Genomic DNA, 23,798 nt, shown 5'->3' on the forward strand with positions numbered 1-23,798 from the left:
GTAAACCTTAGTAAGGTCGGGCTCCCTTTCGGCCCCCGGAAAGAAATGCTGAGTCTTCGATGAACGCTGGGGCTTCGATGATGGAATCGCGCGCGCGTCTCGTACGCCTCTCCTCCGCCCGCCTGGCCGACGCGCGCCGGCGCACGGGCGACTATTCCGACAGGACCATCACCGAAGCCTGCGCCCTCGCCCTCTCGTACTGGGTGACGGGCCGGAGCCCCGACGGCATCGACCTCGCTCCCGGCACCCTCTTCGCCGACGTCCTCGGCTGGATCGACAACGGCGGGAGGGGGCCGGACGACTGGCGGGTCGCCGAAGGCGGGACCGACGGCGCGAACGGCGCGGACGGCTGGACCATCGCCGTCCCGGAAGGCGTCGACCTGGCCGACGCACAGCTCGCCCTCGACGACCTGGCCGACTTCCCTGACCGGCCGCTCGGCACCGTCGGACCCTCCGGTGTCGCGGCCCGCCTCGCGACCCTGGCCGAGTGGAACGACACCGACGCCGACCGGGTCCGCCCGACCATCGTGGAGATGTTCCGCGAGCAGGCCAGGACCCGGCCGGCCGCCGTCGCCGTCGTCGACGAGCACCGGTCACTGACGTACCGTCAAGCCGCCGAACTCTCCAGCCAGTTGGCCCACCATCTCCTCGACCGCGGCCTCACCGCCGAACAGGTCGTCGGCATCTCCCTCGGCCGCTCCGCCGAGATGGTCATCGGCCTCCTCGGCGTCCTCCAGGCGGGCTGCGCGTTCGTCCCGCTCGACCCGCAGTGGCCCGCCGCGCGCCGAGCCGTCGTCATCGACGACGCCCGCGTCGTCCTCCAGCTGAACGGCTCCGGCGAGCACGACGAGGACGAGCCGGACGCCGTGGCCGTCGACCTCGACCACTGGGCGTACGGCGCCCACCCCACCGACGGCACCGGCGTCACCGTCCCCGGCGACGCCCTGGCCTATGTGATCTTCACGTCCGGCTCGACCGGACGCCCCAAGGGCGCGATGATCCGCCACGAGGCCATCAGCGAGCGCCTGCTGTGGCAGGTGGGCGAGATCCTCGGCTTCGGCCACGACGACGCGTCGCTGTTCAAGGCGCCGCTGTCCTTCGACATCTCCATCAACGAGATCTTCCTGCCGCTGGTCTGCGGCGGCAGGCTCGTGGTCCTGCGGCCCGGCGGCGAACGCGACCCGCACCACCTCCTGGCCGTCATCGCAGAGCAGCGCGTCACCTTCACCTATCTGGTGTCGTCGATGCTGGACGTGCTGCTCGAGATGGCGGGCGACTCCGGCCGCCTCGACAGCCTGCGCCACGTCTGGTGCGGCGGCGAGGTGCTCACCCCGGAGCTGTACGAACGCTTCCGCACCCGCCTCGACATCCCCATGTACCACGGCTACGGCCCGGCCGAGACGACCATCGGCGTCTCGCACGTCATCTACCGGGGCGAGGCCGAGCGCCTGTCGACGTCGATCGGCAAGGCCAACCCCAACACCCAGCTGTACGTCCTCGACGACGAGCTGCGCCCGGTCCCGGTCGGGGTCGGCGGCGAACTGTACGTCGGCGGCTTCCTGCTGGGGCGCGGCTATGTGAACGCGCCGGGACTGACGGCCTCCCGATTCGTGGCGAATCCTTTCGCCGGCGACGGCTCCCGCCTCTACCGCACCGGTGACCTCGCGCGCTTCGCGCCCGACGGCTCCCTGGACTTCCTCGGCCGCGCCGACAACCAGATCAAGATCCGCGGCATGCGCCTGGAGATCGAGGACGTCGAGGCCGGTCTCGCGGAGCATCCCTCCGTACGGCACACCTGTGTCGTCGCGAAGAAGAACACGGCGGGCGGCACCTACCTCGTCGGGTACGTCATCCCGGCCGCCGGAAGCGAGGACCTGCGGGCGGACGACGTCAAGGCCTGGGCCGCCGAGCACATGGTCGAGTACATGGTGCCCGCCCACCTCGTCATGATGACCGAGTTCCCGCTCACCGCGAACGGCAAGCTCGACCGCAACGCGCTGCCGGAGCCCACGGTCGGCACGGGATCGGTCGTCGCGCCCACGACCGACAACGAACGCGCGGTGTGCACGGCCGTCGCGACCCTCCTCCAGCTCGACGAGGTCGGTGTCGACCAGGACTTCTTCCAGCTCGGCGGCGACAGCATCCTCGCGATCTCGCTCCTGAGCGCCCTGCGCGACGCGGGCCTCTACGTCACGGCGCGGCAGATCTTCACGCACAGCGTCGTCGGCGCCCTCGCGGCGGTGGCGAGCCGCGAGGACGTGACGGCCGTGGACCACGGCGACACGGCGACCGGCGCCGTCGTGGGCTCGCCCATCGTGCAGTGGCTCGGCGAGACCACGGACGCGATCGACGGCTTCGTCCAGTCCGTCGTCCTGAACACCCCGGCGGAGCTGACCGCCGACACACTCGACGAAGCCCTGTCGGCCCTGGTCCGCCACCACGCCATGCTGCGCGCCAAGTTGATACGCGGCGACCGCTGGAGCTTCGACATCCCGGAGGCCGACCAGGCGTCCGCGTCCTGGCAGGAGAGCGACCTGCCGCTGGACGAGTGCGTCGCGCTCGCCACCGACGGGCTCGACCCCGAGAACGGCGTGATGCTGCGCGCCGTGTGGCGCCGCGCGGAGCGGCAACTCGTCGTGGTCGTCCACCACGTGGTGATCGACGGCGTGTCCTGGCGGGTCCTGATGGAGGACCTGGCCACGGCGTGGCGTCGGCTCGGCGAGGGCGCGCCGGTCGAACTGCCCCCGGTGGGCACGTCGTTCCGGCGCTGGACGCAGCTCCTCGCGGGCGCGGACTTCGACGCGGACCGCGCGTACTTCCAGCGGCCCCTGCCCGGGCCGGACCAGCCGGTGGCCAGGCGCGCCCTGTCCGAGGCCGACACCGTCGAGCGGGAGCGGCTCCGCACCGTCTCGGTCGGCCCCGAGGTCACGGCCGCGCTCCTCGGCGAGATACCCGCGAAGTTCCACGCGGGCGTCAACGACGTCCTCCTCACCGGGCTCGCCGTCGCCCTCGCCCGCTGGCGCCGCGACCTCGGGCAGGACCAGACGTACGCCCACATCGAGCTGGAGGGCCACGGCCGCGAGGGCCGCTTCGTGGCGGGCGCGGCGGGCTTCGAGCCGGACCTCTCGCGCACGGTCGGCTGGTTCACCACCCTGTTCCCCGTGACCGTCGACCCCGGCACGGCGCCGGACCTGACCGCGCCGGAGTACCTGGCCGCCGCGCTCAAGGCCGTCAAGGACGACCTCGCCCGGGTCCCCGGCAACGGCGTCCCCTACGGCGCCCTGCGGTACCTCACCGGCACCGCCTTCGACGCGCCCGCCCCGCAGGTCCTCTTCAACTACCTGGGCCGGTTCGACGCGGGTGCTTCCGGGGACTGGCAACTGGCGGGCACCACCGGGCAGTTGGGCGAGAAGCGCGACCCGAGGATGCGTCTGCCGCGGGCCCTGGAGTTCAACGCCATCGCCGAACCCGCCGCGAACGGCGAATACGAGCTGGTCACCACCGTCTCCTGGCCCGACGGGCTGTTCACCGACGACGACATCACGACGATCGGCGACTACTTCCGGGTCGCCCTGGCCGGACTCGCCGCGCTCGACGAGGGCGGCCACTCGCCCAGCGACTTCCCCCTGGTGCCGCTCACGCAGGCCGACGTCGACGCCCTGGACGGACCCGCGCTGCGCGCCGTCCTGCCGCTGACCCCACTCCAGGAAGGCCTGTACTTCCACTCCGTCTTCGACGACGACTCCGCGGGCGCCTACGTCGAGCAGCAACTCCTCACCCTGGAAGGCGAGGTGGACGCCGACCGGCTCGCGGCGGCCGCCACCCGGCTGCTCACGCTCTACCCGAACCTGGCCGCGCGCTTCGTGGCCCTCGCCGACGGCCGCGTGGTCTCCGTCCTCGACGGCGGCGCGAAGGCGCCCTTCACCACGCTGGACCGCCCCGGCATCACCGACGACGAGCTGCGCGACCTCGCCGAGCGGGACCGCCGCGCCGGGTTCGACCTGGCCGCCGGCCCGCTGATGCGCTACACGCTCGTCCGCGCGGGCGCCGGGCGCACCGTCCTCGTGCAGACCGTGCACCACATCATCGCCGACGGCTGGTCCGTGCCGCCGATGCTGCGCTCCCTGCTCGCCGAGTACCACGCGCCCGGCACCGTGTACCCGCGCGGCGGCTTCCCCGACTACGTGAGCTGGCTCGCCGCACGCGACGACGACGAGAGCGACCGGGTGTGGCGCGGCGAGCTGGCCGAGCTGCCCGGCTCGTCGCTGGTCGCCGAGGGGCACACCCCGTCCGACCGGTTCGCCGACACCGCGGTGGAGGCGGGGGACGACATCGACGCCGCCGTCCGCTTTGCCGGAGTGCCGCTGAGCGTCGCCGTGCACAGCGCCTGGGCGCTGACGCTGGGCGGCATCCTGCACACCGAGGACGTCGTCTTCGGCTCCACCGTGTCCGGGCGCGACGCCGATGTGCCCGGCATCGAGGACATGGTGGGTCTGTTCATCAACACGATCCCCGTGCGGGCCCGTTGGGCCCCCGCGACCACGTCCCGCGACCTGCTCGCCTCGGTGCGGGAACACCAGAGCGCGGTCCTGCCCCACCAGCACGTCTCGCTGGCGCGGATCGGCCGCCAGGTGGGCTCCGGCTCCCTGTTCGACACCCTGGTGGTGTTCGACGTCGCGACCGACGTGTCCGCGCTGCGCGGCCCCGACGACACCCTCGTCATCGCCGACATCGTCAACGAGGGCGCCCCGCACTATCCGCTCACGCTGGTGGTGGAGCGCGCCCTCGACGGCCGCCCCCGCTTCAACCTGATCTACGACGGCGAGCTGCTGCGCGAGTCGAGCGCCCAGGACATCCTGCGCACCTTCACCCGCACCCTCACCGGCCTGCTCACCCGGCCGGACGCCCCGGTCGCCGACCTCGCCCCCGAGGCCGACCGGCGGCCCGCGCCCCTCACCCCGACGACCCTCGCCGGACTCTTCGACGCCGCCGCGCACCGCGACCCGGCCGCCACCGCCGTCACCCAGTGCGGCCTCGACGGCGACACCCGGTCCCTGACGTACGGCGAACTGGCCGCCGCGAAGGACGCGTTGGCCGCGACGCTGCGCGCCGCCGGTGTCGGACCGGGCCGACGGGTCGCTGTCGCCGTGTCGCGCTCCGTCGAGCAGGTCGTCGCCCTGGTCGCGGTCGTCAGCGCGGGCGGCGCGTACGTGCCGCTGGACCTGGCCCACCCCGACGACCGCCTCGCGTACATCCTCACCGACGCGGCCCCGCAGGTCGTCCTCGTGGACCGGGAGCAGCGGGACCGCTTCACCGGACTGCTGGCGCGGGCGGGCGTGCCGGCACGCGTACTCGTCCAGGGGGACGAGCCGCCGCAGGAGGACGGGCAGCCGCGGGACGCCGCAGCGCCCGAGGCCGACTGGCGCGACCCCGCGTACGTGATCTACACCTCCGGGTCGACCGGCAGGCCCAAGGGCGTCGTCGTCCCGCACTCCAGCGTGGTCACGCTGCTCGCGAACACGCAGCCCGACATGGGCTTCGGGCCCGACGACGTATGGGTCCAGTTCCACTCCTTCTCCTTCGACTTCGCGGTCTGGGAGCTGTGGGGCGCGCTGGCGCACGGCAGTGAACTGCTGCTGCCCGACTACGCGTTGACCCGCTCCCCGGTCGACTTCCACCACCTGGTCCGCGAGCGCGGCGTGACCGTGCTCAACCAGACACCGTCGGCCTTCTACCAGTTCATCGAGGCCGACCGGCACGCCGGAGAGCCCGTCCCGGCGCTGCGCCGGATCATCTTCGGCGGCGAGGCCCTGGACCTCGGGCGGCTGCGCGGCTGGGTCGAGCGGCACGGCACCGGCGCCCCCGAGCTGGTCAACATGTACGGCATCACCGAGACGACCGTCCACGTCACCCACCGGGTCCTGACCGACGACGACTTCGGCCCCGGCGACGACGTCAGCCCGATCGGCGGCCCGATACCGGGCCTCACCACCTATCTGCTCGACGACCGGCTGAGGCCGGTGCCGCCGGGCCGCGAGGGCGCCATCTACGTCGCCGGTGACCAGGTGTCCCTCGGCTACCTGGGCCGCCCCGGCCTCACCGCGGGCCGCTTCGTGGCCGACCCGTTCGCGGCCGACGGCTCCCGCATGTACCACACGGGCGACCTCGCCCGCCGCACCCTCGACGGCGAGCTCGAATTCACCGGCCGCGCCGACGACCAGGTCCAGCTCAAGGGCTTCCGCATCGAGTTGGGTGAGGTCGAGGCCGCGGTCCGGGAACTCGACGGTGTGGTCGACGTGGCCGTCACGGTGGCGGACAGCGGGGACCACCTGGTGGCGCACGTGGTGGGCCGGGCGCCGGAGGACTTCGCCGCCCTCCTGGCCGTGAAGCTCCCCGTACACATGGTCCCGAGCCGCGTCCTGCCGACCGAAGCCCTCCCCCTGACGGTCAACGGCAAGCTGGACCGCAAGTCACTGATCGAGAGCGCCGCGAGGGACGAGGCACGGTCGGCCGTACCTGGCCCCGTCAGGGGCGCGGGGAACTTCGCGCCCAGTCACGACGGAAGCGCAGCCGACCATGCGGCTGAAGCGCCCCGTGCTGCGGCGGGCGTCAGCCAAGACACGTTGGTCGAGCTGGTCGGGATTTTTGCCCAGGCACTGCCGGGCGCCGAGGTGAACGCCGACACCGACTTCTTCCGCGCCGGAGGCGACAGCATCGTCGCCATCACCGTCATCAACCGTGCCAGGGCCCTCGGCCTGACCATCGCGCCCAAGGACATGTTCCTGCGGAAGACGCCGCGCGGGCTCGCCGAGCACCTGGCCACGCGCACCCCGCACGCCGCGACGGCGCCCGCGCCCGCCCACCACGAGGACGGCCCCCTCGCCCCGACCCCGATCATCCTGCGCCAGCGCGAACTGGGCGGCTCACTCGCCCGGTTCGCCCAGGCAAGGACACTGACGGCACCCGAGGGCACCGGATTCGCCGACGCCGAGCGCGCCGCGCGTGCCGTCGTCGCCGCGCACCCGGCGCTCCGCCTGACGCTGCGCGTGGAGCACGGCGCCTGGGCCCTGCGGACCGAGCCCGCCCGCGAGGTCACCGTCGCACGGACGCAGGCCACGGACCCGACGGCCGTGGCGAACGAAGCCGCCGGACGGCTCGACCCCGAGGCCGGGAACGTCATCGCGTTCTCGTGGCTGGAGGCGAGCCGGACCCTGGTCGTCACCGTGCACCACCTCGCCGTCGACGCCGTGTCCTGGCTGGTCCTCCTCGACGACCTGGCCACCGCCATGGGCGGGGCGGACCTGGCGCCGCCGACCACGTCGTACGCCGAGTACGCGGACGCGCTGACGCTCCAGTCGGCCCGGGCCATCGACGACCTCGGGCACTGGGTGAGCACCCTCGACGCCCCCGCGCTTCTTCCCGCGGCGGAAGGACAGCGCGAGACCACCGTCGTCCTGCCGACCCACCTCACCGACCGCGTCACCCGCACCGCACCCGCCGCACTCGGCATCGGACTCACCGAATTGCTGTGCGGCGCGCTGCGCACCGCGCTGACGCACATCCAGCCGACGCCGACCGACCTCGCGGTCGAGCTGGAGCGGCACGGCAGGGTCCCGGTCGAGGAGCACCACGACTACACGCGCACCGTCGGCTGGTTCACCTCCATCGCGCCCGTGCGGCTCAGCGCGCACACCGACCCCGTCGCGGCGGCCCGCGAGGTCGCCGAACGGCAGCCGGACGAGCGCGCGCACGTCGCGTACGGCCGGCTCAGGTACCTCAACCCACAGACGGCCCCGCTGCTCACCGCCCGCCCGCAGGTGCTCTTCAACTACCTCGGCCGAGGCAGCGAGTCCCAGGCGCTGCACCTGAGCGGCGGCGACCAGGGCAGCCCCTACGCCGTCGAGGTCAACGCGTGGATCGACGCGGACTCGGGCAGGCTGCACGCGGCCTTCACCCTTGCCGACGGCATCCCCGACGCGATCACCGAGCACTGGCACAGCGCGCTGGAGCGCGTCGCGGACGCCGCCGGGACGGCCGAGCGCACCGCGCCGGTCACGCCGCTCCAGCGTGGCCTGTTCTTCCAGGCCCAGATGGCGGGCCAGGCGGGGCACTACGTCGCGCAGAGCTGGTTCACCTTCGACCGGCGTCTGGACGTCGACGCGCTCGCCGGGGCGATGTCGTACGTGATGTGGCGGCACCCCGTCGTCGGCGCGGGCTTCGCCACCGACGACGACGGCAACCCCGTCCAGGTCCTCAAGGCGGCGGGCCGCCGGGTCGACGTGCGCACGGTCGAACTGACCACGGACGCCGAGGTCGAGGCGCTGCGCACCCGCGACCGCGACACCGGCTTCGACCCGGGCGAGCCGCCGCTGATCCGCCTCACCGTGGTGCGGCTGCCCGACGGCCGCGACGGACTGCTGCTCAGCTACCACCTGCTGCTGTGGGACGGCTGGTCCCGCGAGATCGTGCTGCGGGACCTGTTCGCCGCGTACCAGGCCAACCTCGCGGGCGCGCCGCTCGACCCGACCCCGGCCACGCCGAGCTTCGAGTACCACGCCCGGGCGCTCGCCGCCAAGGACCCGGCGGTGTCGGAACGGTTCTGGGCCGACCACCTGGCCGCGCTCCCGGGGCCGACGCTGCTCGCCGGTCCGACGCCGACCGTGTCGGACGAGCTGCCGACCGCGCTCGTCCACACGCTGTCCGACGCGCAGTCGGACCTGCTGCGGGACGCGGCCAAGGCGCACGGCGTCACGCTCAACTCGATCCTGACCGGCGCGTTCGGGCTCCTGCTCGGCGCGCACACGGGCCGCAGCGACGCCGTGTTCGGAGTGACCGTCTCCGGCCGTGACGGCGAGGGGCTGTCCGACATCGTCGGCGTGCTCCTCAACACCGTGCCGATGTGGACGCGGGCGCGGCCGGAGTCCACGGTCCGGGAGTACCTGGAGGCCGTGCAGAGCGCGCGCGTCGAGGCGATGGAGCACGAGCACCTCGGGCTCGGCGAGATCCAGCGGGCCAGCGGCCACGACACCCTGTTCGACAACCTGTTCGTGCTCCAGAACTTCCTGGACATGGACGCGTTCGCCGAGATGAACACCCGGCACGGCATCACATCGGTGCAGGCCGACGACTCCACCCACTACCCGTTCACCTGGGTCGTCACCCCCGGCGACCGGCTCACGGTCAAGCTGGAGCACCGCGACGGCGACACCGAGAACGCCCGCCGTCTCCTCGACGACTACGTCCGCGTACTCGAAGACCTGGCCCGGTCCACCGGCCCGGTCGGCGCGCTGCCGGGCCTCGGGAAGCAGCCCGGGCCCGGCGAGCGCACGGACGTCGGCACGGACACCGTCGTCGACCGCTTCGACCGGGCGGCCGACCGCGATCCGCAGCGGGTGGCGCTCGTCGCCCACGGCGCGACCATGACCTTCGCCGAGCTGCGGGACCGCAGCCGCGCCGTTGCGGGCGTGCTCGCCGGGCGGGGCATCGGCCCGGAGACGAACGTGGGCCTCGCGATCCCGCGCTCCCTCGACTCGATCGTGGCCCTCTTCGCCGTCCTGCGCGTCGGCGCCGCGTACGTACCGCTGGAACTGGACCACCCGGACGAGCGGATCGCCGCGATCGTCGAGGACGCGCGCCCGGACGTGATCCTCACCGTCAGCGCGGTGTCGCCCCGCCTGACCGGGGACGTCATCGCCACCGACGACCTGATCGAGCTGGATCTGCCGCTGCCGGCGGCCGAGCCGTTCGTGACGTTCACGCCCGACGACCCGGACCGGCTGCGGCACCCCGCGTACACGATCTACACCTCCGGGTCGACCGGGAAGCCCAAGGGCGTGGTGACCGAGTACGCCGGGCTCACCAACATGCTGATCAACCACCAGCGCCGGATCTTCGAGCCGGTCCTCGCCGACCACGACCACCGGGTCTTCCGGATCGCGCACACCGTGTCGTTCGCCTTCGACATGTCGTGGGAGGAGCTGCTGTGGCTCGCCGACGGCCACGAGGTGCACATCTGCGACGAGGAACTGCGCCGTGACGCGCCCGGCCTGGTCGCGTACTGCCTGGAGCACGGCATCGACGTCATCAACGTGACGCCGACCTACGCGCAGCAGCTCGCGGCCGAGGGCCTCCTCGACCACCCGGACCGGCGCCCGGCGCTCGTGCTCCTCGGCGGTGAGGCCGTCACGCCGACCCTGTGGCAGCGGCTCGCCGACACCGAGGGCACGGTCGGCTACAACCTGTACGGACCCACCGAGTACACGATCAACACCCTCGGCGTCGGCACCTTCGAGTGCAAGGACCCGGTGGTGGGCGTCGCGATCGACAACACCGACGTGTACGTCCTGGACCCGTGGCTGCGGCCGCTGCCCGACGGCGTTCCCGGTGAGCTGTACGTGGCGGGCATCGGCATCGCGCGCGGCTACCTCGGCCAGTCCGCGCAGACCGCCCACCGGTTCGTGGCGTGCCCGTTCGGGGCACCCGGCGAGCGGATGTACCGCACCGGGGACCTCGTGGTCCGGCGGCCCGACGGGAACCTGATGTACCTGGGCCGCACCGACCAGCAGGTCAAGATCCGGGGCCACCGGGTCGAACTGGGCGAGGTCGAGGCCGCGTTCGCGGCCCACGCGGCGGTGCGGTTCGTCGCCGCGGTCGCCCAGCCGGACCCGCAGGTCGACGGGGCGTACCGGCTCGCCGCCTATCTCGTCCTCGACGGCTCCGACCTGGCCGAGGTCGCCGCCGAGGTGGGCACGGCCCTGCCGGACTTCCTGCGCCCCACGCACTACGCCCAGGTCGACAGCATCCCGCTGACGGTCAACGGGAAGGCTGACACCAAGGCGCTGCCCGAGGCGAAGCCGCTCGGCGCGCTCACCACGGCGGGGGAGCGCGGTCCGCAGACGGAGACCGAGACCGTGGTGTGCGAGTTCTTCGCCGAGGCCCTGGACCTGGATGATGACGAGGTGAGCGCCGTGAGCGACTTCGTGTCCCTCGGAGGGCACTCCATGCTGGCGGTACGCCTGATCGGGCTGCTCCGCCGAGAGTACGGTCCTGTGGTCACCATCCGTGATCTGTTCACCCTGCGAACCCCGGAAGCGATTGCCCGCCACCTCGATGACAACTCCTGACACGCAGCGGCCCCGACCGGGGTCCGACATCCTGCGCACCCCACTGCGGCGCAACCTCGGTGCCATGGCCGGGGGCACCCTCCTCATGGGCCTCTACCAGGCAGGGGAGACCGCCTTTCCCATCGCGCTCGGCCTGATCGTCGAGCACACGCTGCGGGGGGACCGCAGCCTCGGCTCGCTCGCCGTCGCGATCGGCGCCCTCGCCGTGATCATCACGACGGTGTCGCTGTCGTGGCGGTTCGGGATGCGCATCCTGCAGAAGGCCAACACGACCGAGGCGCACCGCTGGCGGGTGCGGGTCGCCGCCTGCGGCCTCCAGCCGGTGGCCAGGGACGTCGACCTCAAGTCCGGCGAGGTCCTGACCATCGCCACCGAGGACGCCGACCAGACCGCCGACATCGTCGAAGTCGTGCCGATGCTGATCAGCTCGCTGGTCGCGATCGTCGTCGCGGCCGTCGCCCTCGGCCTCGCCGACTTCCGGCTCGGCCTGCTCGTGATCGTCGGGACCGTCGCGATCCTGTCGGTCCTGAGCGTGATGTCCAAGCGGATCGGTTCCAGCACGCACGAGCAGCAGGCCCGGGTGGCGCGGGCCGGTGCGAAGGTCGCCGACCTGATCACCGGCCTGCGCCCGCTGCACGGCTTCGGCGGCAACCACGCGGCGTTCGGCTCCTACCGCAAGGTCAGCACGGAGGCCAAGCACCAGGCGATCACCGTCGCCAAGGTCAACGGCGTCTACGCGGGCGCCGCCCTCGCCCTCAACGCGGTCCTCGCCGCCGCCGTGACCCTCACGGCGGGCTGGCTGGCCTTCTCCGGCCAGATCAACATCGGCGAACTCGTCATGGCCGTGGGCCTCGCGCAGTTCATCATGGAGCCCCTGAAGCTGTTCTCGGAGATGCCCAAGTACGTGATGGTCGCGCGGGCGTCGGCCGAGCGGATGGCGCTGGTCCTCAACGCGCCGCCGGTGACGACCCCGGGGCCCGGGCAGCCGGCCGCGGGCGGCGACCTGGAGGTGGACTGCGTCCGGCACGGGCCGCTGCGCAAGCTCAAGTTCCAGGTGCCCGCCGGTGAGTTCGTGGCGATCACCGCCTACCAGCCGCGCGCGGCGGCCGACCTCGCGTCGATCCTCGCCGTGAACGTCCCGCCGCACGCGTACGAAGGGGTGGTCCGGGTCAGCGGACAGGAGCTCGCGGACCTGTCGGTCGAGTCGGTCCGCTCCCACATGCTGGTGAACCCCTACGACGGGGAGATCTTCGCGGGCACCCTGCGCTCGAACATCGACCCCTCGGGCACCAGCCGCACGGTCCCCGAAGCCGTCGAGGCGTCCATGCTGACCGACGTCGTCGCCCTGCACCGCGACGGCCTCGACTACGCCGTCCGCGACCGCGGCGCGAACCTCTCGGGCGGCCAGCGCCAGCGCCTGTCCCTGGCCCGCGCCCTCGCCGCCGACACCGACGTCCTCGTCCTGCACGACCCGACGACAGCCGTCGACGCGGTCACCGAACAGCTCATCGCCCGCAACGTCGCCAAGCTGCGCCGGGGCCGCACCACGCTCGTGATCACCAGCAGCCCGGCCCTCCTGGACGCGGCCGACCGGGTCCTTGTCCTCGACGACGGGGTCATCACCGCCGAGGACACGCACCGGAACCTGCTGGCGAGCGACGAGGCGTACTGCTCGGCCGTGGCGCGGTGAGCCTCCGGGCTCAGTGCCAGTCGCCGACCACCCGTGTGTTGTCGACGCCCGACAGGAAGTAGAAGTAGTACTCCCCGCCGCTCAGGTGGTAGGTGGCGGTCGCCTTGCCGCCGCAGGGGATTCTGACGACGTTCCCGACGGGCCGGTCGCGGCCCCATGTGACGTGGTAGAGCTGCCCGGCCGTGATGTCGCTCCTGCAGTAGGCGGACAACGTGACCTGCTGTCCGTCGGCGTGGGGGCGGTGGTTCTTCGGTGAGTAGCCGTAGGTGTTGAAGCGGACCTCGAAGTCGACGGAGGCGGTGGCGCGGTACGGCGGGGTGGCGGGCGCGGCCGCGTGCTGCCGGGCCTCACCCGCCTGGGCCGGGGCGCCGGTGAGGCCGACGGCGAGGAGCGCCGCGGCGGCGGTGAGGAGAGTGCGCATGGGGAAGTCTCCGTTTTCTCTTGGGTTCTCTCGGTTTCTCGCGGGTTCTCTCAGGCACCGTCGGCGACGACGTGTGTGTTGTTGACGCCGGAGAGGAAGTAGAAGTAGTAGAAACCGCCCCGCAGCTGGTAGTTGACGGTCTTGGGAGCCCGGTTGCAGGGGATGGTGAAGGCGCGGCCGACGGCGGGGTCGACCCCGGTCGCCGAGTGGTAGAGCTGAGCGGCCACGACGTCGCTGTCGCAGTCCGCCTTGAGGGTGTAGCGGTGGGCCCCGAACTGGATGCTCAGGGTCGGTGAGTAGCCCTGTCCGTTGAACCACGTGTCGAAGAGGACGCTCTTGGCGTGGTGGTGCGGGGCCCGGTCCGGCACGGTGGGCGCGGACACCGACGGGGTGGCGGGGGTGGAGGCGGCGGCCGAGGGGGCGGTGGCGGTTCCGGTCAGCAGTGCGGCCAGTGCGGTGACGGCTGCGGCGTATCGATGGCGCATGGGTGCGTCATGCCTTCCTGATGGGGTCGACGGTGATCCTGCGGCTCTCGGGCGGAACGGCGGGGCAGGCGGAGCGGTCGGGTGCGGAAGGCAGGCGCAGGATCACTCGAACGGCGCTTCGTCGGCTCCCCCGCGTCGACGAAGGGACCTGCGCCTGCCTCCGGTTCGCTCCGTCCGGCCGTGCTGCCGACGGGCTGTGGTGAGAGTCTGCGGCGGCCGCCCGACGCTCACAACAACATCCCGGCTGCTTCCGGGAAGTCGGGATCCCAAGGCCTCTGACCTGCTGGGACGCAGGCTTCCCGGGACGGGCGGGCCCGGTGGGATGGCGGCAGCACCGGCAGGGCCGACCCCCTGAAAAGGTCGACAGGACCGACCCCCTGAAAAGACAGAGCGGTTCCGGGGAGCGTGTGGGCTCCCCGGAACCGCTTCATGGTCAAACTCGTGGGTCGAACTCGTGGGCGCGTGCCAGGGCTGCCCCCCTCGCAGGCCTAGGCGAGCGCCCAGGCCACATCCCTGAGCAGGGCCTGCCGCCACCCCGCCCGGTCGTGGTCCGACGCCGAGCGCGAGACCCGCACGGTCGCGCCGGACTGTTCGGTCAGGGTCTCGACCAGTTCGCAGTGGGGCAGCATCCGCGCCTCGTGTTCGCCCACGTCGAAGGCGACCCGCAGCCCGGACAGATCGGGGCGTTCCGCGAGCCGCGCGGCGATGGCGCCCCCGACGGGTCCGCCCAGCGGGTCCGGTTGGCCCATCGCCTCGGGCGTCCACCAGAACGACGACGACTGGACGGCGATCCGGGACACCAGGTCGGGGAACTCCAGCGCCGCGTACATCGCGCTCAGGCCGCCGAGGCTCTGCCCGGCGACGACGAGCCGGTCCGGGTCGGCCAGTACGTCGGACTCCGCGACCAGGGGGAGGAGTTCGTGCCGGACGGCCTCCCACAGCTCGGGGCGGCACACGAACTCGGCCTCCCGGTCCTTGGCGGGGAGGAAGACGAGGGTGGCCGGAGGCATGTCGCCGTCGGCGGCGGCCGCGTCGAACGCGGTCATCGCCGGGTGCAGGTACAGCCAGTCGTCCCCGTCGAGCAGCAGGACCACGGGACCGCCGCCGCCGACCGGGTGGACCCGCACGGTGCGCCGCCCGCCGAGCCGTTCGCTCGCCCAGCGGATCCGGGTGCGCGGGACGGGCAGGACGTCATCGGCACCGATGGCGGGCCAGTGCGGCTGGGCCGGGGCGTCCGGGGTCGCGGCGACGGACCGGTCGCCGCCCGCGCCGACCGGGTTCAAGGGGTCGGCGTACGCGACGTCGCCCGCGAGGAACTGGTAGGTCACCCGCAGCCGCGCGGGCATCCGCACCTGGGCGTACCAGCAGTCCGTGGTGCCCCAGCGGCGCAGGGGCACGGGCTTCGACCAGCTCTCGAAGTCGATGGTCGCCGCGGATCCGCGCCACAGGAACAGGGTGTCCCAGCCGCCGTCGTCGGCGGGTATCGACGCGGGTCCTCCCGCCGTCGCCCAGAACGCGTCGGTGCCGGGTTCGCCGGACAGCCCGAACTCGGCGAAGGCCGGGGCCACTTCGGCACGCATGCAGGTCTCCTTGTGAGAGGGGAGAGAGCTGGACTCGCTCTGATTAGGTGAGCCTAACTTCATGGCGGCCGTCCGCTCCAGCCCCGGTCCGGCTGCCGAAACGGGCCCTCAGTGGTGGCCGTTGGCTTTTGGGTCCAGGGTTCGGCGCTTGGAGGAGGCGGGGATCAGGCCCCTCGCGGGAGTCTGGCCGGAATTCGCCTTGTGGCCGTCAAGGGACCCCCGTTTCGCCCCTCGATAAGGTTAGGCTAACCTTCGGGCGTGCATGTTGGTGAAGAGACCGCCGAGGCCACGCGCCCCCAGGGTCATGAACTGCTCGCCACGGGCGTCACCGTGGCGTACGAGGGCGTCGATGTCGTACACGACGCCTCGATGACGCTGCGCCCGGGCGAAGTGACCGTCCTGGTGGGCCCGAACGGCAGCGGGAAGTCGACGCTGCTGCGCACGCTCGCCCGGCTGCAGCGCCCCAGGACCGCCCGCATCGTCATCGACGGCGACACCGACGGCCTCGCCCTCGGCCCCCGTGAGTTCTCGCGCCACGTCGCCCTGCTCACGCAGGGGCGCCCCACGCCCAGCGGGCTCACCGTCCGGGACGTCGTCGAGTTCGGCCGCTACCCGTACCGGGGACGCTGGGGCAAGGCCGACCCGGGCGGCCGGGCCGCGGTGGACCGCGCGCTCGCCCTGACCGGCGTCGCGGACCTCGCCGAACGCGGCGCCGAGCACCTCTCCGGAGGGCAGCTCCAGCGCGTCTGGCTGGCCGGCTGCCTCGCCCAGGAGACCGGCGTCCTCCTGCTCGACGAGCCCACCAACCACCTCGACCTCCGCTACCAGGTCGAACTCCTCGACCTCATGCGGGACCTGGCGGACGACCACGGCATCGCCGTCGGCGCCGTCCTGCACGACCTCGACCAGGCCGCCGCCGTCGCCGACCGCGTCGTCCTGCTCGACGCGGGGCGGGTCATCGCCGACGGCGACCCCGAAGACGTACTGACGCCGCAGCGGCTGACCGACACCTACGGCATCCGCATCGACGTCGAGACCGACCCGCTCACCGGTCGCCTGCGCACCCGCGCCATCGGCCGCCACCACTCGCGAAGCGAAAGGCTCAGCACCACCTCATGAAGCGCCTCCTGATCACCGCGGCGGCCGCCACCGCCGCGGCCCTCACCCTGTCCGCCTGCGGCACCACCGAGTCCGCGGACGACGAAGCGAAGAAGGGCGCCGAGACCCTCACGCTCACCGACGACACCGGCGCGAAGGTGAAGCTGAACGGCCCCGCCAAGAAGGTCGTCGGCACCGAGTGGAACGTCGTCGAGAGCCTGATATCCCTCGGTGTCGCCCCGACCGGCGTGTCCGACGTCAAGGGCTACAAGACCTGGGACAGCGCCGCTCCGCTGAAGAACGACCCCAAGGACGTCGGCACCCGCGGCGAGCCGAGCATGGACACCATCGCGTCCCTGAAGCCCGACCTCATCCTCGCCACCACCGACCTGCCCGCCGCCGCCGTGAAGCAGCTGCGCGACGTCGCCCCGGTCCTGACGGTCAAGGCCAGCGACGCGGCCGACCCGATCGGCCGGATGACGAAGAACCTCGACCTCATCGCCAAGGCCACCGGCACCACCGAGCAGGCCGAGAAGCTCAAGAAGGACTTCGAGGCGAAGCTCGCCGCGGGCAAGAAGAAGATCGCCGCCGCCGGTCACGGCGGCGCGAAGTACGCCTTCGCCGACGGCTACGTCACCGGCAACCAGACCTCGATCCGGCCGTACACCAGCGGCTCGCTCATCGGCGCCGTCAACGAGAAGCTCGGCCTGAAGAACGACTGGAAGGTCAAGGGCGACAAGGTCTACGGCCTCGGCGCCACCGACGTCGAGGGCCTCACCAAGCTCGACGAGGACGTGGAGTTCGCCTACATCGGCAACGACGGCGACAAGGGCAGCAACCCGTTCGCCGGTGTCCTGAAGAAGGACAAGGTCTGGACGTCGCTGCCGTTCGTGAAGAAGGGCAGCGTGCACCGGCTGCCCGACGGCATCTGGATGTTCGGCGGCCCCGCGTCGATGAACCAGTACGTCGACTCCGTCGTCGACTCCCTGAAGAAGTAACGCCATGGCCGTCACCGCGACCACCCCCGCCACCCGTCCGTCGACAGTCGCGTCACGTACGGGCGCGGCCGCGGTGACGGCCGCACTGGTCCTCCTCGTCGCCGCCCTCGCGGTCGTGGACATCACCCAGGGCACGGCCTCGGCCGGCGCCCCCGAGGTCTGGAAGGCGCTCACCGGCCGGGCCGAGGCGGGCGACTCGTCCGTCTTCATCGCCTCCCGGCTGCCCCGCATGACCGCGGGCCTGCTCGTCGGAGCCGTCCTCGGCATGGCGGGCGCCGCCCTCCAGGCGGTCAGCCGCAACGTCCTCGCCTCGCCCGACACGCTCGCCGTGAACGCGGGCTCCTATCTCGCCCTCGGTATCGCCGCCACCACCGGCGTCTCGCTGCCGCTGCTCGCCTCCTCCGGCGTCGCGTTCGTCGGCGGCCTCGCCGCGGCCACCGTCGTCCTCGGCCTCTCCGGCCTCGGCGCCGGCACGGTCCGCCTCGTCCTCGCCGGCAGCGCCCTCACCCTCGGCCTGACCGCCGTCACCGAGGGCCTCCTCCTGCTGCGCCCCCAGCAGACGGAAGGCCTCTACAAGTGGAACCAGGGGAGCATCGCGCAGAACGGCTTCGACGGCGTGCTCCAGATGGCGCCGATCGCCCTCGTCGGCCTCGTCGGACTGGTGCTGCTCGCCCGCCGCGTCGACGCCCTGGCGCTCGGTGACGACGCCGCGCGCGGTGTCGGCGTCCCCGTCCGCTCCACGCGCGTCACCGCCGTCGTGCTCGCCGCGCTCCTCTCCACGGCCGCCGTCACCCTCGCCGGACCCGTCGGCTTCGTCGGCCTCTGCGCCCCCGCCCTCGTACGCCCCCTGGCCCGCAGGTTCCGCGCCTTCACCAAGGCGCGGGCGCGCCTTCCCTTCGCGGGCCTCACCGGCGCGGCCCTCGTCCTCGGCTCCGACGTGCTGCTGCGAGCCGTCGTACCGTCGAACACCGCGGTCGCCGTACCGACCGGTGTCGTCACCAGTCTGGTCGGCGCGGTCTTCCTGATCGTCATGGCCGCGCGGACCCGGGACACCGCCGGAGCCATGCCGACCGAGCGGCTGCGCATCCGCGGTCGGGCCGCCTTCCTCATCACCACGGCCGTCCTCGTCGTCGCCCTCGTCGGCGTGACGATCGCCGCCGTGCTCATCGGCGACGCCAAGCTGCTCCTGGGCGACGTGGTCAACTGGACGCAGGGCCGGTCCGGGCAGGCCATCACCTTCGTGCTCGACACCCGGGTGCCCCGTGTCCTCGCCGCCCTCCTCGCGGGCGCGGCGCTCGCCCTCGCCGGGACCCTCATCCAGGCCGTCACCCGCAACCCCCTCGCCGAACCAGGCGTCCTCGGCGTGACGAACGGCGCCGCCGTCGGCGCCGTCCTGCTCGTCACGACGGTGCCCGTGGCCGGGTCGTGGAGCATCGCCGCCGGTGCGTTCGCGGGCGCCGCGGTCAGCGCGGTCCTCGTCTTCGGCCTCGCGGCGCGCGGCGGATTCCAGCAGAACCGGCTCGTCCTCGTCGGCTTCGGCGTCGCCACCGGGTCGGCGGCCACCATCAGCCTCCTCATCATCCTCACCGACCCGTTCAACGCCACGAAGGCCCTCACCTGGCTCTCCGGCTCCACCTACGGCCGGACCTTCCCCGACGTCGTGCCGCTCGCGCTCGTCCTCGCCGTGGGCCTGACCGTCGCGGTCATGCGGCGCACCGAACTCGACCTCGTCGCCCTCGACGAGGACACCCCCCGCCTCCTCGGCCTCAACCTGAGCCGCGGCCGCCTCGGCTTCCTCGTCCTCAGCGTCCTCCTGAGCGCCACCGCCGTGGCCGCCGCGGGCACGATCGGCTTCGTCGGCCTCGTCGCCCCGCACGCCGCCCGCGCCCTCGTCGGCCGCCAGCACGTCCGCGTCGTCCCGGTCTCCGTACTCCTCGGCGCCGTCCTCGTCTGCACGGCCGACCTGATGGGCCGCACGGTGATCGCACCGGCGCAGCTCGGGGCCGGGCTGATGACCGCGGTGATCGGTACGCCGTACTTCCTCTATCTGCTGGTACGAAGTCGGCGGTAGGGCCCGTACGTTCCGCGCGGGGCATGGACGCTGTCGGTGCGGAGCACGCTCCGGCTGCACACGCTGAGCGCGCGGGCGGGCGCGGTTGTGCCCCCGGGTCTGCACCTACGGGCACGTTCCGCGAGCGATTTCCGTGTTGGATGTGTGCGACATCCCCCTGGGAATCGTCTCGTTGGAGGACATGGTGACCCGCCGGAAATCCGGGGCAGTCGTCGCGCTGGGGCTCTGCTGTGCCGTGGCCGGTGCGGGGATGGTCGGCTGTGGCGGTTCGAAGGCGGACGCGAAGGCGACGGCGTCCGCGTCGGGGCCCACGATGAATTCCGAGTCGCATTCCGGAAAGGACCGGCTCACCGGAATCAAGAAGATCACCGCCGACGGCCCTTTGGTGAACGTCTCCTGCTCCGGCAGCCCGGTCGAGAACCGGCCCGTGATCGTTCTGCTGCACGGCGGGGGCGACGACTTGACGAAAATGTCCGACCTCCAGCGACGGCTCGCCGAAAAGGGCCGGGTCTGCGCCTACGACCGGCTCGGCGCGGGCGACAGCGACCGGCCCGAAGGGCGCCAGGACATCGACGCCCTCGGCAGGACCCTGACCGCCGTGCTCGACGAGGTCGCCGGGGACGAACCGGTCGTCCTGGCCGGGCATTCCCTGGGCGGGATGCTCGCCGCCCGGTACGCCCCCGACCATCCGGACCGGATCCGCGGCCTGGTCCTGCTCGACGCCATCTCGCCCACCGCCGTCGCCGACCTCAAGGAGCGGATCCCCGAGTCCGCCACCGGCCCGGCCGCCGACGTGCGCTCCCAGACCCTCGCGAGCTACCAGGGGAAGAACCCGGAACAGCTCGTCCTCACCGACCAGGACGTCCGCTCCGCGGGTGACATCCCCGTACGGCTGCTCCAGCACGGGAAGCGCTACCTCACGCGTGTGCCCACGTACGGGCCGGGTCTTGAGGAGGACTGGACGAAGGGGCAGAAGGAGTGGCAGGCGGTGTCCAGGAACAGCGAGCGGAGCACTGCCCGCAACAGCGGGCACTCCATCCACGTCGATGAGCCGCATGCCGCCGTCGAGGCGATCGAGCGCGTCGCCGCGCGGGCCGCGGAGCAGGACAGAGGCCGGGACACGGAGAAGGCCACCGAACGGGCCGCGGGCTGAAGCGCCGATGCCCGGCGTGCGGAAAATCCTTACCGTCAGGGACGGAAACAGCGCAGACTCCTTCCATGGCTGACATGGGGTCCTTCCGGGAAGCGGTCACCGCGTGGGCGGCCGGTGGCCCCGGCGACCCCGCGCGCGAGCTGGCCGAGGACCTCGCCGTCCGTTCGGTCGTACTGCTCGAAGGGCCGAGCGACGCCGAAGCGGTCAACGCGCTGGCCGCCCGCCGGGGCCGGAACCTGGCGGCCGAGGGGGTCTGCGTCCTGTCGATGGGCGGCGCGATGAGCGTCGGGCGCTTCGCCCGGCTCCTCGGGCCACCGGGCCTCGGCCTGCGCCTGACCGGGCTGTGCGACGAGGCGGAGCGGCGCTACTACGTCCGCGGCCTGGAGCGGGCCGACGCGGCGCAGGAAGAGATCTTCGTCTGCGCGGCGGACCTGGAGGACGAGCTGATCCGCGCGCTGGGCGTGCCACGGGTCGAGGAGCTGATCCGCGAGGAGGGCGACCTGCGCGCCCTGCAGACCCTCCAGCGCCAGCCCGCCCAGCAGGGCCGCACCGCACACCAGCAGGTGCGGCGCTTCTTCGGCTCGAAGGGGGGACGCAAGATCCGCTACGGCCGCGTCCTCGTCGAGGCGCTCGATCCCGACCGCGTACCCGCCCCGCTCGACGGCCTCCTCGCCGGCCTCTGACCGCTGTACACCGGCCGTCCGGCACGCGGTCGTCAGGCGCCGCGATCCGGCGTGAACACGCGTGTGACCAGCTCCCGGCGGCTGCGCACCCCGGTCTTGGCGAAGATCGACTTGAGGTGGCCCTGGACGGTGTGCGGCGAGATGAACAGGCGCGTCGCGATCTCGCCCGTCCCGCAGCCCCGCAGGACCAGGTCGACCAGCTCGCGCTCCCGGGGCGTGAAGCCGTACGCGGCGGACAGCAGCGACGCGACGGACGGGGCCGTGGCGGACTGCAGGATGACGGCGATCCGGCCCGGCGCGCCGCCGGACGCCGGTGACGCGTGCAGCTCGACCCAGGCGCCGGACTCCCCGCGGACCCGCACGCTCGCGTCGGCGGAGGCCCCGCGGGCGTGCTCGGCGACCATGAGGAGGGCGTACGGGAGGGGGTCCGCGCCCGTCGAGCCGCGAAAGCCCAGTTCGCCGAGCCAGTGGTGGGCCGGGCCGGTCGCCGACTCCACGCGCCGGTTCTCGTCGAACAGGAGCAGCCCGGGCCGGAGCCCCGCTGTACCGCTGCCGCTCCTGCCGCGCACCACCGCGCCCCGGAAGCCGCCGCCGAGCACCGCGGCGAGGTCGTGGGCGAAGTCCTGCTCGTCCTCGGTGAAGTCGGCAGGGGCCTCGCGGAAGAACGCGAAGTTGCCCCAGCAGGTGCCGTCCACGACGCAGGACGTGCGGAGTTCGCCGGTGACGTTGTTCGGGCGCAGGAGCTCGCGGTAGCGCAGACTCCGCTCCGGCCGGCCGCCGGTGGCCGTGCTGAGGACACCGCTGTGGCGACCGGCGCGGGCGAGCGCGACGAAGGAGTTGAAGTCGTCGGGCAGATACGCGAGGGCCGCGACCTCGGCGTCCGGGGCCTTCGGCATGTTCTCCAGGTGGAAACCTGTCTCGATGAGCGTCGCCGGATCCATGGTGTGCCAGCAGGCCGCGTCGTGCGGCAGAGCCGTCGCGAGCAGCTCGGACGCCTCGTCCAGGAACGTCGGCAGATCGAGGTGCGCGCCGGTGAGCCGTGCCACCCGCTCGTAGGCACGCTCCCGGGTGCTGTGGTTCACATCACTCATCGTGACACAGGCCGGTCCCCGGCAGAACACCAGAAAAGTGGTATAGGCGGCGGAATCCTGCGCCCTTAGCGTCGTGAGCAGGCAGTTCACGGGGGACGCACGCAGTTCACGGGGACGGGGGAACGGCAATGCACGGGGGAGCGCACGAAGGAGACGCGATGACCACGATCGATCAAGCGCCCACGGGGTCGACGGTGCCGACGGAGGTCCGCCACGTCCGATCCGGAGAAGGCCAGGCCCTGTGGGTGGTCGGGGACACCTACACGATCAAGGCGAGCGGCGACTCGACGAACGGCGCGTTCGCGCTGATCGAGGCGTCGGTGCCGCCCGGCGGCGGGCCGCCGCCGCATGTGCACGGCCGTGAGGACGAGGCCTTCTACCTGCTCGACGGCGAGCTGGAGGTGCTCGCCGGGCGGACGACGGCCCGGGCCCGCGTGGGCGACTTCCTCTATCTGCCGCGGGGCATCGTGCACGGGTTCACCAACCCGGGCGTGACGCCCGCCCGCATGCTGATACTCACCGCGCCCGCCGGGTTCGAGCGCTTCTTCGCCGCAGCGGGCGTACCGGCCAGGACCGGCGAGCAGGCGCCCCCGCTCGACCCCGCCGACTTCGCCCGCCTCGCCGAGCTCACCCGGTCCTACGGCGCGGACCTCGCGGGCCCTGCCGAGGGCCCGCCCCCAGGACAGGAGACGTCATGACCACCGCACCCAGGCCCGCCGCCCCCACGCCCGAAGCGCTCTTCGCGAAGATCGACCGCCGGGACCTGCGCGGCGTCGCCGACCTCCTCGCCGAGAACGCCACCATGGTCTTCGGCAACGGCGAACCGCTCCTCGGCCGTGAGGCCGTCCTCGCCGCCAACACCGCGTTCATGGAGACCATCGCGGGACTGAGCCACCGCATCGTCGACTCCTGGGTCGTCGAGGACACGACCATCGCCGTCACCGACGTGACGTACACGCGGCTCGACGCGAAGGAGGTGACCCTGCCCGCGGTGACGATCTGGCGGGTCGGCGCCGACGGACTGATCGTGGACTTCCGCGTCGTGCTCGACCTGACCCCGGTGTACGCGCCCTGAGCGCTTGCGGCCTGGGGGACTTGGGGGCTCTTGGGGATCCTGAGGGACTTGGCGTCGGCTCCCGACAGCCGCATGGCTTGAAATCACTCCTAAGTGGAACCGGTCCATGGGTCAGTGGAGAGGCTCAAGTGGCGTGTGGTGCACAAGTGAAGAGTGTGAAGTGGAAGCGTGGGGCGGCTTTCGAAGATGATCGAGGATGGCTGATACGCGCTGCATCCCGGCCAGTTCGTTCCGCATCCCTCTCATGGGAAGCCGCACCCGCCCCTCGGCGGAGTTGGGCGCCCCGGCCTCCCGACGCCGCCCTCGCCGCGGCGCGGACGGGGCCGAGTG

13 protein-coding genes are annotated in these 23,798 nt (G+C 72.5%); 9 read left to right on the forward strand and 4 right to left on the reverse strand.

Translation table 11 applies throughout. The features are described 5' to 3' along the window. Positions 1–77: 77 nt before the first annotated feature. Entirely contained in the window at positions 78–11,123 is an 11,046-nt protein-coding gene (locus tag ACZ6AA_RS26450) for a non-ribosomal peptide synthetase (protein ID WP_471460338.1), read from the forward strand. Next, positions 11,110–12,813, forward strand: coding sequence for an ABC transporter ATP-binding protein (locus tag ACZ6AA_RS26455; RefSeq protein WP_471460340.1), 1,704 nt, complete (start codon positions 11,110–11,112; stop codon positions 12,811–12,813). Before ACZ6AA_RS26450 ends, ACZ6AA_RS26455 begins: the two co-directional genes overlap by 14 nt. Positions 12,814–12,823: 10 nt before the next feature. Here the strand turns inward: ACZ6AA_RS26455 and ACZ6AA_RS26460 are convergent, their stop codons facing one another. The 3 genes from ACZ6AA_RS26460 to ACZ6AA_RS26470 all read right to left on the reverse strand — a co-directional run bounded on the left by ACZ6AA_RS26460 (position 12,824) and on the right by ACZ6AA_RS26470 (position 15,299). Beyond that, positions 12,824–13,234 (reverse strand): hypothetical protein, encoded by a 411-nt coding sequence (locus ACZ6AA_RS26460; RefSeq protein ID WP_471460343.1) that lies wholly within the window; start codon positions 13,232–13,234, stop codon positions 12,824–12,826. A gap of 50 nt (positions 13,235–13,284) precedes the next feature. Next, positions 13,285–13,719 carry a hypothetical protein gene (locus ACZ6AA_RS26465; RefSeq protein ID WP_468455522.1) on the reverse strand — a complete coding sequence of 145 codons (435 nt, stop codon included), beginning with the start codon at positions 13,717–13,719 and terminating at the stop codon, positions 13,285–13,287. Positions 13,720–14,207: 488 nt separating this feature from the next. After that, complete coding sequence (locus tag ACZ6AA_RS26470) at positions 14,208–15,299, reverse strand: alpha/beta hydrolase-fold protein (RefSeq protein ID WP_471460345.1); 1,092 nt, start codon at positions 15,297–15,299, stop codon at positions 14,208–14,210. 258 nt (positions 15,300–15,557) lie between these two features. On the opposite strand from ACZ6AA_RS26470, the gene ACZ6AA_RS26475 reads away from it, so the two are divergent. The 5 genes from ACZ6AA_RS26475 (at position 15,558) to ACZ6AA_RS26495 (ending at position 21,302) form a co-directional block, all read left to right on the forward strand. After that, positions 15,558–16,418 (forward strand): ABC transporter ATP-binding protein, encoded by an 861-nt coding sequence (locus tag ACZ6AA_RS26475; RefSeq protein ID WP_471460347.1) that lies wholly within the window; start codon positions 15,558–15,560, stop codon positions 16,416–16,418. Continuing rightward, positions 16,415–17,395 (forward strand): iron-siderophore ABC transporter substrate-binding protein, encoded by a 981-nt coding sequence (locus tag ACZ6AA_RS26480; RefSeq protein WP_471460349.1) that lies wholly within the window; start codon positions 16,415–16,417, stop codon positions 17,393–17,395. The genes ACZ6AA_RS26475 and ACZ6AA_RS26480 overlap by 4 nt, the downstream gene beginning before the upstream one ends. Positions 17,396–17,399: 4 nt before the next feature. Next, positions 17,400–19,466 carry an iron ABC transporter permease gene (locus ACZ6AA_RS26485; protein WP_468455530.1) on the forward strand — a complete coding sequence of 689 codons (2,067 nt, stop codon included), beginning with the start codon at positions 17,400–17,402 and terminating at the stop codon, positions 19,464–19,466. A gap of 142 nt (positions 19,467–19,608) precedes the next feature. Beyond that, positions 19,609–20,619: an alpha/beta fold hydrolase gene (locus tag ACZ6AA_RS26490; protein ID WP_471460351.1), complete on the forward strand. Its 1,011-nt coding sequence runs from the start codon at positions 19,609–19,611 to the stop codon at positions 20,617–20,619. Between the two features lie 65 nt (positions 20,620–20,684). After that, positions 20,685–21,302, forward strand: a complete 618-nt coding sequence (locus ACZ6AA_RS26495) for a TOPRIM nucleotidyl transferase/hydrolase domain-containing protein (protein ID WP_471460352.1) — start codon at positions 20,685–20,687, stop codon at positions 21,300–21,302. 32 nt (positions 21,303–21,334) lie between these two features. Here the strand turns inward: ACZ6AA_RS26495 and ACZ6AA_RS26500 are convergent, their stop codons facing one another. Beyond that, entirely contained in the window at positions 21,335–22,384 is a 1,050-nt protein-coding gene (locus tag ACZ6AA_RS26500; RefSeq protein ID WP_471460354.1) for a helix-turn-helix transcriptional regulator, read from the reverse strand. A gap of 167 nt (positions 22,385–22,551) precedes the next feature. Between ACZ6AA_RS26500 and ACZ6AA_RS26505 the strand changes: the two genes are divergently transcribed. Together ACZ6AA_RS26505 and ACZ6AA_RS26510 are read left to right on the forward strand one after the other, a co-directional pair. Further along, positions 22,552–23,091 (forward strand): cupin domain-containing protein, encoded by a 540-nt coding sequence (locus tag ACZ6AA_RS26505; protein ID WP_471460356.1) that lies wholly within the window; start codon positions 22,552–22,554, stop codon positions 23,089–23,091. Next, on the forward strand, positions 23,088–23,468 hold the full coding sequence (locus ACZ6AA_RS26510) for a nuclear transport factor 2 family protein (protein ID WP_471460358.1): 381 nt from the start codon (positions 23,088–23,090) through the stop codon (positions 23,466–23,468). The genes ACZ6AA_RS26505 and ACZ6AA_RS26510 overlap by 4 nt, the downstream gene beginning before the upstream one ends. Positions 23,469–23,798: the final 330 nt, after the last annotated feature.

This window comes from Streptomyces sp. NPDC040610, assembly GCF_055594065.1.